The 14,572-nt window shown below is 46.8% G+C and carries 16 protein-coding genes; 15 read left to right on the top strand and 1 reads right to left on the bottom strand.

Translation table 11 applies throughout. The features are described 5' to 3' along the window. The first annotated feature begins 8 nt into the window (after positions 1-8). Positions 9-458 carry a TSUP family transporter gene (locus DA718_RS18150; protein ID WP_112215287.1) on the top strand — a complete coding sequence of 150 codons (450 nt, stop codon included), beginning with the start codon at positions 9-11 and terminating at the stop codon, positions 456-458. A 108-nt stretch (positions 459-566) separates the two neighbouring features. Here DA718_RS18150 and gcvA read toward each other — a convergent pair whose 3' ends face one another. After that, positions 567-1,505 (bottom strand): transcriptional regulator GcvA, encoded by a 939-nt coding sequence (gene gcvA, locus DA718_RS18145; RefSeq protein ID WP_112215286.1) that lies wholly within the window; start codon positions 1,503-1,505, stop codon positions 567-569. A 260-nt stretch (positions 1,506-1,765) separates the two neighbouring features. Here gcvA and DA718_RS18140 point away from each other — a divergent pair, with 260 nt between their 5' ends. The 14 genes from DA718_RS18140 (at position 1,766) to metC (ending at position 14,473) form a co-directional block, all read left to right on the top strand. Beyond that, positions 1,766-2,047: a hypothetical protein gene (locus tag DA718_RS18140; protein WP_112215285.1), complete on the top strand. Its 282-nt coding sequence runs from the start codon at positions 1,766-1,768 to the stop codon at positions 2,045-2,047. Between the two features lie 26 nt (positions 2,048-2,073). Next, positions 2,074-2,415, top strand: a complete 342-nt coding sequence (locus tag DA718_RS18135; RefSeq protein WP_112215284.1) for a carboxymuconolactone decarboxylase family protein — start codon at positions 2,074-2,076, stop codon at positions 2,413-2,415. Positions 2,416-2,476: 61 nt separating this feature from the next. Beyond that, positions 2,477-3,151 (top strand): cupin domain-containing protein, encoded by a 675-nt coding sequence (locus DA718_RS18130; RefSeq protein ID WP_112215283.1) that lies wholly within the window; start codon positions 2,477-2,479, stop codon positions 3,149-3,151. Beyond that, the gene (locus tag DA718_RS18125; RefSeq protein ID WP_112215282.1) at positions 3,148-4,245 is read left to right on the top strand and encodes a flavin monoamine oxidase family protein; all 1,098 of its coding nucleotides are present in this window, start codon (positions 3,148-3,150) and stop codon (positions 4,243-4,245) included. The genes DA718_RS18130 and DA718_RS18125 overlap by 4 nt, the downstream gene beginning before the upstream one ends. A 19-nt stretch (positions 4,246-4,264) precedes the next feature. Continuing rightward, positions 4,265-5,287 carry an alcohol dehydrogenase gene (locus DA718_RS18120; RefSeq protein ID WP_112215281.1) on the top strand — a complete coding sequence of 341 codons (1,023 nt, stop codon included), beginning with the start codon at positions 4,265-4,267 and terminating at the stop codon, positions 5,285-5,287. Between the two features lie 34 nt (positions 5,288-5,321). After that, the gene (gene trxA, locus DA718_RS18115) at positions 5,322-5,645 is read left to right on the top strand and encodes a thioredoxin (protein ID WP_112215280.1); all 324 of its coding nucleotides are present in this window, start codon (positions 5,322-5,324) and stop codon (positions 5,643-5,645) included. 55 nt (positions 5,646-5,700) lie between these two features. Further along, positions 5,701-6,222, top strand: a complete 522-nt coding sequence (locus DA718_RS18110) for a carboxymuconolactone decarboxylase family protein (protein WP_112215279.1) — start codon at positions 5,701-5,703, stop codon at positions 6,220-6,222. 125 nt (positions 6,223-6,347) lie between these two features. Then, positions 6,348-7,769: a cytochrome ubiquinol oxidase subunit I gene (locus DA718_RS18105; protein WP_112215278.1), complete on the top strand. Its 1,422-nt coding sequence runs from the start codon at positions 6,348-6,350 to the stop codon at positions 7,767-7,769. Continuing rightward, a complete protein-coding gene (gene cydB, locus DA718_RS18100; protein WP_112215277.1) occupies positions 7,762-8,766 on the top strand; it encodes a cytochrome d ubiquinol oxidase subunit II in 1,005 nt (334 codons plus the stop codon). Before DA718_RS18105 ends, cydB begins: the two co-directional genes overlap by 8 nt. Before the next feature lie 12 nt (positions 8,767-8,778). Beyond that, the gene (locus DA718_RS18095) at positions 8,779-8,925 is read left to right on the top strand and encodes a DUF2474 domain-containing protein (RefSeq protein ID WP_112215314.1); all 147 of its coding nucleotides are present in this window, start codon (positions 8,779-8,781) and stop codon (positions 8,923-8,925) included. A gap of 280 nt (positions 8,926-9,205) precedes the next feature. Continuing rightward, positions 9,206-10,141 carry a LysR family transcriptional regulator gene (locus DA718_RS18090; RefSeq protein WP_112215313.1) on the top strand — a complete coding sequence of 312 codons (936 nt, stop codon included), beginning with the start codon at positions 9,206-9,208 and terminating at the stop codon, positions 10,139-10,141. A gap of 372 nt (positions 10,142-10,513) precedes the next feature. Further along, positions 10,514-11,791 carry an amino acid permease gene (locus DA718_RS18085; protein ID WP_112215276.1) on the top strand — a complete coding sequence of 426 codons (1,278 nt, stop codon included), beginning with the start codon at positions 10,514-10,516 and terminating at the stop codon, positions 11,789-11,791. Positions 11,792-12,007: 216 nt separating this feature from the next. Beyond that, a complete protein-coding gene (locus tag DA718_RS18080; protein WP_112215275.1) occupies positions 12,008-13,204 on the top strand; it encodes an aminotransferase-like domain-containing protein in 1,197 nt (398 codons plus the stop codon). A gap of 63 nt (positions 13,205-13,267) precedes the next feature. Then, positions 13,268-14,473: a cystathionine beta-lyase gene (gene metC, locus DA718_RS18075; RefSeq protein ID WP_112215274.1), complete on the top strand. Its 1,206-nt coding sequence runs from the start codon at positions 13,268-13,270 to the stop codon at positions 14,471-14,473. Positions 14,474-14,572: the final 99 nt, after the last annotated feature.

Here is a 14,572-nt window from a genome sequence, read left to right as displayed (position 1 = left end):
GCATCGTCATGATGTTTGTTTCGTTGAAAATATTTACAAAGCGAACGAGTGCAAATAGTCGTATTATAAAAAATTGCACTCATTCTTCTTCAATCCGCTCATGGTTATTCACCCTGCTTGCGGGTGGTTTATCTGGGTTATTAGGGATTGGTGGCGGTTTTTTGGTTGTTCCTTTACTGGTTTATGAGTTCCATTTTAGTGTGGTGAAGGCAATTGCTACATCCCTGTTGATTATTAGTTTTATGGGGTCGATTACCGCATTAAGTTACAGTCCTTCGCATCCAATAGATATCAGTTACGTTATGTGGTTGATTATTGGCGGGGCGGTTGGTGGATGGGGAGGTGCAAGTGTAGTTAATCGCCTCAAAAAACGGCAGCGCGTACTTAACATTATCTTTGCCAGCATGCTATTAGGTGCGGCTATTTATTTTTTACTCAGAGCTATACATGTTATTTAGCCTTTGTAGCCATCGAATTATTACTAAATTAAACGATGGCTATTTATGCACATGTTTGATTAATTCCTAAGCATTAATCGTAGTAGCCTTAATGTTGCCGGGATAATATCATTCCGTAGGGGAGCGTTTATGGTTAACAATTTCCGCTTGCTGGATAACCCATTCGCGGAACCAGGCAATCTTAGGAAGGCTGTCGCAACCGGGGCGATATACGAGGTAATAGGCCAGCGGGCTGGGCAGTGACACCTCAGGACAAAGTCGGACCAGACGACCACTTTTAAGGTCATCTTCAACCATGATGCTACGTGCCAGCGCAATGCCATGCCCATCAATCGCGGCCTGCAAAACTGCCGCTGAGTTATTGATTCTGAGCCCGGGTTTTCGGGCAATCGCCTGGACATTGAAACGCTTTAGCCATTGCTCCCAGGTAATAAAATCTTTGTGATGTTCCATCGACAGGTCGTGGATCAGCGTCTGTTCCGGGACGCCAGTCAGGCAATTTAGGGCCGGATTTAAAGACATCATTGACGGCGCACAAACCGGGAACACTTCTTCGGACATCAATAGTTCTGCCTGTAATCCTTCCCACTGACCCAACCCGTAACGAATCCCCACGTCTATACCCTGTGCGGTGAAATCGAGGATTTTAAGACTGGTTTCAAGACGAACATCAATGTCTGGCCAGCGGATCTGGAAATCTTCAATTCGTGGTAGCAACCATTTCGCTGCAAAGGCGGGGCTGATCGTGACATTGAGAATGCCATTTGTTGCGCCTTCACGCAGAAGCGTCATCCCAAGGTTCAGGCTTTGAAATCCGGCGCGGATGTCGGGTAATGCGCGTATCGCGGGTTCCGTTAGCACCAGGGCGGCACGTCGGTTATTGCTGCGATGGAATAGCGGGTAACCCACCACGTCCTCCAGGGAACGCACCAACTGGCCGACGGCTGCAGGGGTAACATTCAACTCTTCGGCTGCCAGGGAGAAGCTCTGGTGACGGGCGCTGGCTTCGAAGGCGCGTAATGCATTGAGATGAGTGGGTATCTTCATATTAGATAGAAAACCTTTTTATATAATCAAGATTATCTCATTTGTTTCGGTTGAAGATCATTAACATAATGCAGAAACGGTGAGGGTGATCATAACAAACCTCTCAAATGGCTTAGCTATGAGTCAGATTTAAACAAAAAGATTTTCTTTCTGTTTTCTTATCCGGGAGAGGATGAAGAGGCCTGACACCGTGCAACATTTGAGACGCGTTCGGCTGTATTTATGACCGACCGGTAATTAATCGAATCCAGGAGTTAACCATGGCTTATTTGCAAATTACGTTGGATATCAGTGAACACAACCGTGCTGCGGCAGCAGCGGTGTACCAAAAATATAAAGCACCTTTCCTCAGCAACATTGAAGGTGCGGTATCAAAAGAACTGCTGGTGCGCAAAGAAGACGTTCAGGTTCTGCATGGTTTTAAAACTGAACAACAGGCGCAGGCTTACCTGAGTTCTCAGCTCTTCACCGACGATGTAGTTGAAGCGCTGAAACCTTATCTGAACAGCGCACCTGATGTGCGTATCTACGCTGTTGCGTAATCACCCTAACGCTTAAAGAGGTTTACATGTATCTGGACTGGACTGAACTGCGTAAAGAATTACGCTCTGCCGTCGGTAAATTTGCGGGCCTGCAGCCTGAGTTTATGCAGGGTATCGACAAAATGGAGAAAGGTGCCGCAGCGTCCGGGCATCTGGATGCCAAAACCCATGAACTGATTGCGCTGGCGGTTGCTATCACCACGCGCTGCGATGGTTGTTTGTCTGTTCATGCAGAAGCTGCTGCGAAACATGGCGCAACACGTGAAGAGATTGCAGAGGCGTTAGCTGTCGCTATTACCCTGAATACGGGAGCTGCGCTGGTCTACTCAAGCCATGCCCTCGATGCGTTTGACGCATTGCCAAAATAACCTTCGCTCCGTGACTCTCCTGTAGGAGAGTCACTTTTTATTGATACCTCTGGATTTCAGGATGTTGATTAACCACGATTTTAACCGGCGAGTCACTATAGCCAATGAAGATTATAAATGGGTTAACTCGCCACAAGCGGGTGTTGATCGAGTGATGCTGGATCGGATCGGTGGAGAGGTTGCACGCGCCACCAGTATTGTTCGCTATCTTCCTGAAACGACATTCCCTTTCCATCGCCATCCGGGTGGAGAAGAAATTCTGGTTTTGGCTGGTCAATTTTCCGAAGGGGAGAGCAATTACCCTGCCGGGTGGTATTTACGAAATCCGCCGGGTTCCTCTCATCAACCTCATAGCCAAAATGGTACTACGATTTTCGTCAAACTTGGGCAGATGATGACGGGCAAGCACCCACGAGTTCGTATTGATACCCGTGATGCTGTGAACTGGTATGAGGATGGCGAATTAAAAATTTGCCCTCTGTTTGAAAACGAACAAGAGAGCGCCGCCCTGCTGAGCCTGATGACCGGGACGCTGCTGTTTGAGCCTGCGCTAATCGGTGGTGCAGAACTGTTCATTCTGGAGGGCGCCCTGATCGAGGGAAATGGCATTCACGGGAAAGGAAGCTGGCTACGCATTCCCGTCGCACAATCGCTGGTGTTCAGTGCCGGATCGGACAATACGTTGTTGTATATAAAAAAAGGCCATCTTTCAGCAATGCAGGAAACCGCACAATGATAAAAACGCAGGTATCTATCGTCGGCGCGGGCTTAAGTGGCTTATATGCCGCCAGTCTGCTGGAGCGAGCCAATATCAATTATCTCTTGCTTGAAGGTAGGGAGTTTACTGGAGGGCGCATCCAGCAGGCCGGAAATACGGGCGTTGATTTAGGTGCAACCTGGATCTGGCCTGCCGTACAGCCTGATGTGGTCAGGGTGCTCGCGGAATTGGGTGTTGCGCTTATCCCGCAAAATGAAGCGGGTGATTTGTTGTATGAACGCTCCATCGGTTCGATTTCTCGCCACCCCGGATATGTCTCTTCCCCTCCTGCCATGCGTGTGCGTGATGGCATGTCTCAGGTGATAGAAAAACTTCAACAACGGTTGCCAGCAGAAAATATCTTCACCGGCGTGCGTATCACCCATGCCGAACGTGCGGACGAACAGATCACGCTACGAGGCATCACAATGAGCGGTGAGCATCTCGTCGTACAGGCCGAACATCTGCTGTTGGCGTTGCCTCCCATGCTGGCTAACACTATTCACTTTACCCCTTCACTACCCAAAAAATTAACAGACGACTGGGGGCATACCGGCACGTGGATGGCACCGCAGGCAAAATATATTGCGCTCTATGATGAATCATTCTGGACGGCAGATGGGCTGTCCGGTGAAGGGCGAAGTATGGTCGGCCCGCTGGGTGAGTTGCATGACGTATCCGTGCCTGGTGGGGTCAATGCCCTTTTTGGTTTTCTCGGCATTCCCGCGCAATCTCGCCAGTCGCTTGGGGAAGATACCGTGCTTTCACTGTGCCGTGCGCAGATGGTCAGGCTATTTGGTGATAAAGCCGCGTTTCCCATTGCTGAGTTTCTTAAAGACTGGTCAGCCGATCCCTTTACGGCCACGCCACACGATTTAGTGTTACAGGCAGAGCATCATGCTCCCCCTGCTTTTCCTGCCGAAGGTGAGTGGGCGCATTGCCTGACAGGCATTGCCAGTGAATGGTCTGCGACGGTTCCCGGCTATCTCGCGGGTGCTATTGAAGCGGCACGAGAAGGTGTTAACCGACTGACGGCAAAGATGGCATCAAACACCGGATCCATTTCCGAATGAAATGACAAGGAGAGACGTAATGAAAAAGACATATAAAGCCATGCAAGTCACAACTCCAGGTCAACTGGAAATGGTCGAACGTGTGATACCGGTTCCCGGCCCAGGCGAGGTGCTGATAAAAGTGGAAGCTTGTGGCATCTGTGGTGCTGATACGGGGGCCATTGAAGGACTTGAGAAAGGGGTAGAGTATCCTCGAGTACCCGGCCACGAGGTGGTGGGTACTATCGTTCAAGTGTCAGAGCAGGTCCCGGCTTATTTAAAACCAGGACAGCGTGTCGGTATTGGCCGTCTGGGCGGGCACTGTAACGCCTGTGAGCAGTGCCGTCTTGGTCACTTTAATCTTTGTCAAAATCAGCCAGTCACCGGCAGTTCGCGTGATGGCGGGTATGCGGAGTATATGCTTGCAAGAGCCACGGGGCTGGTGGCTATCCCGGAAGACCTCTCTTCCGTAGACGCCGCCCCCTTGCTCTGCGCCGGTATTGCTACTTTCAACGCGTTAAGAAAATCCCGGGCCCAGGCGGGTGATACCGTGGTCATTCAGGGTGTGGGTGGGCTTGGCCATCTCGCATTGCAATATGCGCGAAAAATGGGATTTCGTGTGGTCGCGGTAGGACGGGGTGATGACATCGCTCAGGACGTTAAGGCACTTGGGGCGCACGTTTATATCGATATCAATAAAGAGGATGCGGTAGAAGTGATTAAAGGGTTAGGGGGAGCGCAGGTAATTTTGTCGACCATCACCGATAGTTCTGCCGTATCTGCGCTTGTACCTGCACTTGCCCCTCAAGGGAAATTGATGGTGGTGGGGGTTGGAAAAGACAACTTGTCACTGATGCCGGGCTTTATGGTAGGCAGGGAAATTTCTGTACAGGGTGCCATTACCGGGACACCTGTTGAATTAGAGAAAGCCCTGGATTTCAGCCTGCTGACCGATGTGCGCGCCATGATTGAAACTCTGCCACTGGAAAACGCGCAGCAGGCCTGGCGAAAAATGCGCTCGGGCGAGGCCAAATTCCGCATGGTTCTCACAGTGAATCAATAGAACCACCTGCAAAAAAATATAAAGGAAAAGAATTATGGCAATTAAAGAGCTGTCTGTTGAAGAGTTTTCGAGTGAAGTACTGGAAGCAAAGCTTCCTGTCTTAATTGATTTCTGGGCACCCTGGTGTAGCCCATGCCGTTCTGTTTCCCCTGTCATTGACGAAATTGCACAGGAGAATGAAGGGAAATTAAAAATTATTAAAGTGAATGTCGATGAGCAACCAGAATTAGCGGCTCAACATGGCATTCGTTCTATTCCTTTCTTCAAGTTGTTTGTCAGGGGAGAGGTGGTTATGGAGTTTGCGGGTGTCAGATCTAAAAGCGATTTCGATACCCTGATTTCGCATATTCTGGATTAAGAATAAACAAGCCTTCTAATTACGAAATATAAAAATTCATCTGCACGAGGATTCTATGAGTAATGTACGTGTTATGCCATGGCAGGATAATGATCCTGTTCCTGCGGAGTTGCTGGAAGCGATGCAAGCGCGTCGGCCCGGTGGGGAATTAATTGGTATTGATAGGGTTTTGCTTAAGAGTTTCCCGTTGGCTACTGGCTGGAACGAACTTCTGCGCCGGGTTCGCGCAAATTTCAGCCTTGAGCTTGAATATCGTGAACTCATCATGTTGCGTGTTGCGGTATTGAACAACGCAGAATTTGAATGGGGGGTGCATTACCCGGCATATCTGCAAGCAGGCGGCAACGAAGCAAAAGCGCAGGCATTGAAACAAGCCGTTGTTGATGAGACCTTATTTAACCAAATTGAGCTGGCACTGCTCTCTCTTACCTACCAGTCAACAAAAAATGTTACCGTGGATGCTGACCTGATCGAGTTATTAAAATCATGGATTGGTGATACTAAAACGGTAGAAGCCGTAGCCACTGTTGCTGCTTATAACATGGTTTCTCGTTTTCTGGTTGCGCTGGATATTTAATTAATATCACCTCGTTATTTATATTATCCGGATATCCCAGCAGGTAAATCTGCAGGTGATGCTATGGGCGAAATCATCGGGAACTCAGTCCTGAGTAAGTATTTCGCCCATAATAAGGAGAGAATATGTTTGGCTTAGATGCATTTCATCTTGCACGAATTCAATTTGCCTTTACGGTGTCGTTCCATATTATTTTTCCGGCAATCACTATTGGCCTTGCCAGCTATCTTGTGGTCCTTGAAGGCATGTGGCTGAAAACACGCCAGGGCATTTATGAGGATCTTTATCACTTTTGGTCAAAAGTCTTTGCCGTGAACTTTGGCATGGGCGTGGTCTCCGGGTTGGTGATGGCTTATCAATTTGGCACTAACTGGAGTGGTTTCTCACAATTTGCCGGAAGCATTACTGGCCCGCTGTTGACCTATGAAGTTCTCACGGCCTTTTTCCTGGAGGCGGGGTTCCTTGGAGTCATGCTCTTTGGCCGCAACAAAGTAGGGCCTGGGCTGCACTTCTTTGCCACCTGCATGGTGGCGCTGGGTACGCTTATCTCCACCTTCTGGATCCTGGCATCCAACAGCTGGATGCATACACCGCAGGGGTACATTATTGAAAACGGCGTGGTTGTCCCTCAAGACTGGCTAAAGATTGTCCTTAACCCTTCTTTCCCGTGGCGACTGGTGCATATGACCACGGCCGCATTCCTCGCCAGTGCTTTTTTTGTGGGCGCCTCGGGTGCCTGGCATTTGCTCAAAGGGAACGATACTCCGGCTATCCGCAAGATGTTCTCCATGGCGCTCTGGATGGCGCTGATTGTGCCACCCATACAAGCTTTTCTGGGGGATGGACATGGCCTGAACACCCTCGAATATCAGCCAGCAAAAATTGCTGCCATTGAAGGGCACTGGGAAAACAGACCGGGTGAAGCTACGCCGCTTATCCTCTTTGGTGTGCCGGATATGGCGCAGGAACGCACCAAATATGCGGTTGAAATTCCTTATCTGGGCAGCCTTATTCTGACCCATAGCCTGACGAAACAGGTTCCTGCTCTTAAAAGTTATCCCGCTGCGGACAGGCCTAACTCGCTTGTTGTGTTCTGGTCCTTCAGGTTGATGGTCGGTCTGGGACTGTTCATGATTGCGCAGGGTTTTTTCAGCCTGTGGCTGCGCTATAAAAAGCGACTTTATCACTATCGACCATTTCTCTGGTTTGCATTGCTGATGGGACCATCCGGGCTGATTGCCATTTTAGCGGGGTGGTTCACAACAGAAATTGGTCGTCAGCCGTGGGTTGTTTATGGCGTGCAACGAACCCGGGATGCGGTCTCGGCGCATGGTGATCTGCACATGAGTTTGAGCCTGTTGGCCTTTATCGTGGTCTACAGTTCCGTATTTGGTGTGGGGTACCTCTATATGATGCAGTTGATTAAGCAGGGACCCGTGGAGGGAGAAGGGCATCAGGCAGTGGAGGGGGGGCCCGGTCAAATGAATACGCCCGCACGTCCACTTTCAGCCATGAATCATGCTGAGGGAGGGAGCCAGAATGATTGACCTTTCGCTTGTCTGGTTCGGCATCATTATTTTCTCCACCCTGATGTACATCGTGATGGACGGTTTTGATTTAGGGATAGGGATTATCTTTCCCTTTAATAAAGACGCGTCGGAACGCGATCTGATGATCAACACGGTAGCTCCTGTTTGGGATGGCAATGAAACCTGGCTTGTTATGGGAGGGGCCAGTCTTTATGGTGCGTTTCCATTGGCCTACGCGGTCATCGCGGATGCACTGGCGGCTCCACTCACGCTGATGTTGATTGGGCTGATTTTCCGTGGTGTAGCGTTTGAATTTCGCTTTAAAGCCCCTCCTGCACACCGCCAGCACTGGGATAAAGCGTTTATTGCCGGTTCCGTTTTGGCGACCTTTATGCAGGGTGTGGTTGTCGGTAGCTTAATCAATGGGTTGCCGGTCAATGGACGAGAATATGCCGGTTCACCTCTCATCTGGCTTGAACCTTTTGCACTGTTTTGCGGTGCAGGTCTGGTCATTGCTTACGGCGTGCTAGGGTCAACATGGCTAATCATGAAAACGGAAGGTCGATTGCAGAAAAAGATGTTCCGTTTAACGCTGCCGCTGCTAACCGCACTGTTGTTGGTTATAGGGATTATCAGCGTATGGACTCCGTTAACTCATCCAGCCATCGCTAAACGCTGGCTTACGCTACCCAATCTGTTCTGGTTCTTGCCGGTTCCAGTACTGGTGTTAATCAGTTTTTGGGGCGTTATACAGGGTATTCGTAAAAATGCACACTACACCCCTTTCTTATTAACACTATTATTAATTTTTCTTGGATTTTCAGGTCTAGGTATCAGTATATGGCCAAACATCATTCCACCTTCGGTAACGATTTATCAGGCCGCTTCTGCAGAAATCAGCCTGGCGTTTATGTTGGCGGGGAGCTTGCCTGTCTTGCCAGTTATCCTCGGGTACACCTTCTGGAGCTACTACGTCTTTAGAGGAAAAGTCCGTGCCGGAGAAGGGTACCACTGAGGAGATAACATGATGAAACCACTTGCAGAGAAGAGACGGTTTATCTTCTGGAAAGGCGTTGTGTGGATGATTGTGATATGGGCACTCAGTGTCCTGGCATTGGGCGTTGTTTCAATGGTTTTTCGTTTTTTGATGTCGGCTGCAGGCATGAAAGCATAGGCACCAAAATAAATAAAAGGGGCCTAAGCCCATGGGTTTATGTTTTGCGTTATAAAGCGAACACTCCCTCATAAGCGATTAACGCAAATTGATGTGATGATTTGGATCAGGCCTGTGCATGTTTTTGCACAGGCCTTTTTTAATGAAAGAAAAACTATCCAGGCATTAAAGTAAATCTGCTTTGGTTGTGATTTTTTTTCAACACATACTGCTGCTATCAAATGAGCCACTTCAAATCTTAATTACCAAAATTTATACACATCACCTTAGAGTAGACGATATGACAATACCACTTACAATCAAACAGATAGAAATGCTGGTTAAAATAAGCGAAGGAAAAGGGGTCTCTGAAGCGGCCAGACTTCTTAATCTTACCCCTTCTGCGGTCAGTAAAGGTCTTGCTGTCATGGAGGAGAAACTAGGAGTTTCACTTATTCAAAGAACCACGCGGACATTTCAGTTGACCGACGTTGGTGAATATTTTGTCTCACGGGCAAGTGAATTGTTAAATGAATTTGATGATATTGTTAATACAACCAGCGGCTATTTTAATCACCCCCATGGAGTATTGAAAATTACCTGTTCCGTCGCATTTGGTTATGCACATTTGATTGATATTTTTGAAGAGTATCGGAAAAAAAATCATGATGCAGAACTCATTCTGGACCTTGATGACCACCTTATTAATCTCAATGAAAACAATGTAGATATTGCATTGAGGATTACCGCTACGCCGCCGCAGAATTATGCAGCCCGAAAACTCTCCAAAATTAGCTGGATGTATTGTGCCTCTCCTGCCTATCTGCAGCGGATGGGCACACCGACAAAGCGTGTTGAGCTGACCAGTCATGAATGCTTGGTATACCCCGGCTTGACGCCGACACTTCGCACTGATAAGCCATTGCAGCATTCACATCGTGAAATAAAAGCGAAGACACCGGTGCAGGCTAATAGCAGTCTGATATTGTTAAAGGCTGCGCTTTCAGGGCAGGGAATTGCCTGGCTACCTTCTTATCTATTCAGTAAGCATATAACCAGCGGTGAGCTGGTGCCGCTAAAGCTTGACGGGAAGTATGCCTATCCCACACACAGTCTTTATGCACTTTACTTTCCCAGCAAGTTTCGCAACCCCAAAGTACGTTCTTTTATCGATTTCCTGATTGAAGAAAAGCAGCCCTGGAATGCTTGGGAAAATGACATTGAGGCCTTGTCTTAACATAAAATAACAAAATGCGATGTAGATCACATTTTTAAATGCGGGTTACAAAAAGTATAAACATGAAAATCTATTGCTTAGATCACATTTGGCGATAACAAAAAATAAATAATTGAGTGGTCGATCATGATTTTTTAAATAATTAGATGTGAATGAAAGTGGAAACTGTTTTCTCTAATATTCAATCGCCATAGGTTTTCCCGTGTGTAAAGCTCTCTCTATTCAATCATTAATAACGACGTGGTTATTTGATTGTAAATATCGGCATAAATTTTAGTGAAACTTTCCCATGCAAGTTTGACAAAGTGTAAGAGCATATTTTGTTGTCATGTTCAGGCCGGGTTGATTATTTATAGTTGAGTGGGGACTCCTATGAGTGTAGGAATTAATAACGAAGTGATTAATAAAAAGAATATACCCTTCACCATGTATGATCTGGGATGGGTGGTGCTGTGTATCGGTGCCGCTATAGGCTCCGGAATTGTCTTTTTCCCATTACAGGTTGGTCTGAAAGGCGTGTGGGTATTCGCCCTTGCAGTTATCCTGGGTTACCCCGCGGTTTTCTACATGCAGAAGTTGTTCATTGAAACCATGGCGCGGAGTGATGAACACGATTCTTATCTCAGCATTATTACGAGTTATGTCGGTAGTCGCTGGGGAGTATTCCTTGGAGCGCTTTATTCCATCACCATGCTGAAATCAATGGTAGAATATGCACTTGCCATTACCAATGACAGTGCCTCTTACCTGAAAACATTCGGTTTGACGACCCAGACGTTATCCGAACACTGGTGGTGGTCACTTTTGCTAATAGCAGGACTGTCATTGGTTGCCTCCAAAGGCGAGAAGATGCTGTTCAAAGTTTCAGGCAGTATGATTGCCGTGAAACTAGTGATCATTGTCGCTATTGGTTTCGTGGTTGTGCCATTCTGGGACCTGAACAACATTGGTGAATTACCAAGCATCAGTCACCTGGTTGTTGGTACATTCCCGACTCTGCCTTTTGCCATCTTCTCCATTATGTTTGTAGGGATCCTGAACCCGATGAACATCGCCTATAAAAAGCGTGAAGAAGATAAAGAAGTTGCGAAATACAAAGTACTGCGTGTACACAAAGTGGCCTATGTGATTCTGGTCGCAACTGTATTACTATTTGTTGTGTCTATCGTATTGTCTATAAGTGAAGCAGATGCATTACGCGCTTATCAGGACAACATTTCTGCACTTGCTCTGGCGGCAAAAGTAATACCGGGTGCCACTGTTAAATACATGAGTGTGATCCTCAACGTATTCTCCATCGTGACGGCATTCCTGGCGCTCTATCTGGCAGTGCATGAATCTTTCGTAGGCCTAATAAAGGTTGCCGCTGAGAAAGTCTTTAAACAAAAAAATAATAGCGAGAAATTCAATACCGTTACTGCTTTCTTTATGGTTGTTCTGGTGTTGTGGTTGATTGTATTAACTAACTTCCCGATTCTGAAAGTATTTGTGTTTGGCGGTGTGACCTATGGTCTTATTAGCTGTATCGTACCCGGCGTGATTATCCTAAAAAATGATAAATTCGTCGATTTGCGTGGGGCATCAGTCTATTACGTTATTTTGATTGGCATGCTGATGTGTATTGGGCCATTTGTCATGTTGTTCTCTTAATTATTATTGCGAAAAAATTAGTGAGTGGCAGGTTTGTGCTTTAGGCAACAATGTTTTGTTTGATTTCTGCATTATGAGTTATATTGCGGATTATTATTAATTTAATTCATGATGATTCGCAAATTTTTCAGTTTGACCAACACAGTGCAGAAAATAATTATCAAAAAGTCTGACGTATGATACTAAGACTGAGATAAAGTGAATAAGGTGTAGAAAATGTCAGATATAAAAATTGCCAAAAAAGTACAAAACCTGCAATCGTCAGCAATCAGGGAATTATTAAAACACAGTAAGATGGAAGGCGTAATCTCATTAGGCGGTGGTATTCCCAATCCCGAACTGTTCGAACGTGAGGGATTACAGATGGCCATGGATAATGTTTTAACGCATTCATGGAAGGATGCTTTTCAATATGGATTAAGTGAGGGTAATCCAGAGTTACGCCAACTTATTTGCCATCTTTTGCTTAAGAGAATGATCGTTTGCGATGTTGATGATGTTGTCGTGACCTCAGGTTCTCAGCAGTCTCTTGATATTCTTGCTCGTGCATTGATTAATCCTGGTGATGTGATTGTGGTTGAAAAACCGACATATCTTGCCGCCTTACAAATATTCCAGTTAGCAGAAGCCAATCTTGCCACCGTTGGTACAGATGCTGATGGAATGATTGTCGATGAACTGGAACAATTAATAAAAACAACCACTATTAAAGCTGTTTATATCGTGCCGACATTCGGAAATCCTGGTGGTGTAACACTTTCTGGGGAAAGACGTAAACAACTTGTTGAGTTATCTAAGCGATATAATTTTGTTATTATCGAAGATGACCCCTATGGTGAAATTAACTTCACTGAGCAAATGTTTAAGCCGTTAAAGGCTTATGCGAAAGAAATGGATAATACTGAAAATGTTATTTACACATCGACATTTTCAAAAATACTCACACCAGGTGCCCGTGTGGGATGGGTAATTGTACCTGACTGGTTGAAAAAAGCTGTAGTTAACCTTAAGCAAGCGACAGACTTACATACCAGCGCGCTCTCTCAATCGCTGACGTATCACTATTTACTGACTGGTCGCCTGGAGACTCAAATTGAGATTATTCGTGAGTCCTATAAACAAAAGTGCCAGACCTTGAGTGACCAGCTCGAAAAAGAATTAGGTGACCATCTGACATTCCATAAGCCGAAAGGTGGAATGTTTCTTTGGGCGAAGTTCAAATACGAAATGAATACCACTGAATGGCTAAGCAAGACATTGAGCCAGGGTGTCGTCTATGTACCAGGGGAATTTTTTTACTGTAATCAGCCAGATCGCTCAACGCTGAGGATGTCATATGTAACCGTATCGGACGAGCATCTGAAAGAAGCAGTGCTAAGGTTGAAACGTTCCCTGAATGAGTTGCCCTCTTAATCCATCCTGGAAAAGGGCAGAAATAAATGAGTCAGTAAGTGTAGTAAGAAGAGGAAGGGAAAAATGTCGAATCACAATTTTGATCACCAGGTGTCAGCAGAAACATATCTTTGTCATGGTCCGTTTGATCCGGAAGTCTTCGGTGGCGTAGTCAACCCACCGGTCTACCATGCATCTACGGTTATCTTTAAGAACTGCAAAGAGCTCAGTGAGCGTCATCAGGCGCTGTTTGAAGATGCAGAAGATGAAGTCATGTATTACGGCCGCTTCGGTACGCCGACTACCTTCGCCGTGCAAAAAGCGTTGGCAGAACTGGAAGGCGGCTACCGCTCTCTGTTAGTTCCGACCGGCCTCGCTGCATGTACAAGTGCGCTGCTGGCTCTGGTTAAAACGGGCGATCATATTCTTGTCAGTGGCAGTGTATACGGGCCAACGCGTGGTTTCGTCAACAATGTACTGGCAAAAATGGGTGTCTCTGCCACTTTCTTTGACCCGTCAATTGGCAGCGGTATTGTCGATCTCTTTAAAGAAAACACGACGGTAGTCTTTACTGAATCCCCAGGGTCGCAGACCTTTGATATTCAGGATATTCCGGCCATCACTAAAATTGCTCATGAGCGTAATGCCAAAGTGATTATTGATAACACATGGGCGACTCCCTTGTTCTTTAAACCCTTTGATCACGGAGTTGACGTTTCAGTCCATGCTGCCACTAAATACATCGTCGGCCACTCTGATGCGCAGATGGGTCTGATTACCGCCAATAAAGAAACCTGGCTGGCAATTCGTCGTTTCGTCTATTTGTTTGGTCTGCATGCAGCCCCGGATGATGTCTACCTTGCACAGCGTGGCTTGCGCACAATGTCGCTGCGTCTTGAACGTCACCAGGCTTCGGCATTGAAAATTGCCAAGTGGTTTGAGGAACGTCCGGAAGTTGAGCAAGTCTTGCATCCTGCATTGCCGTCATGCCCGGGTCATGAACTCTGGAAGCGCGATTTTACCGGCTCAAGCGGCCTTTTCAGCGTGGTGTTGAAGCCTCAGTATTCAAAAGCGTCTGTTGAGAAATTTATTGATAGCCTGGAATATTTTGGCATTGGTTTCTCATGGGGTGGCTTCGAAAGCCTGGCGATCCCATTCAATCCACGTAAAGACCGCCCTGAATACCACTGGCCGTATGAAGGTGAGGCGTTCCGTCTGCAGATTGGTTTAGAGAATCCCATTGATTTGGTCAAAGACCTCGATCAGGCTCTGCGCCATCTGGAAGATTAATCCTTCTATCCGTGATTGCGCCAGCGGGTTGCTGCGCAATCACGGCAGGTCACCTGGTGTTATGTGGCTTACTATACTGATGTCATTAATGAATTTTTG

The organism is Klebsiella huaxiensis (assembly GCF_003261575.2).
Classification (GTDB): domain Bacteria; phylum Pseudomonadota; class Gammaproteobacteria; order Enterobacterales; family Enterobacteriaceae; genus Klebsiella; species Klebsiella huaxiensis.
The sequence above is the reverse complement of the archived record's forward strand: the minus strand, read 5'-3'. Positions and strand labels throughout refer to the sequence as shown.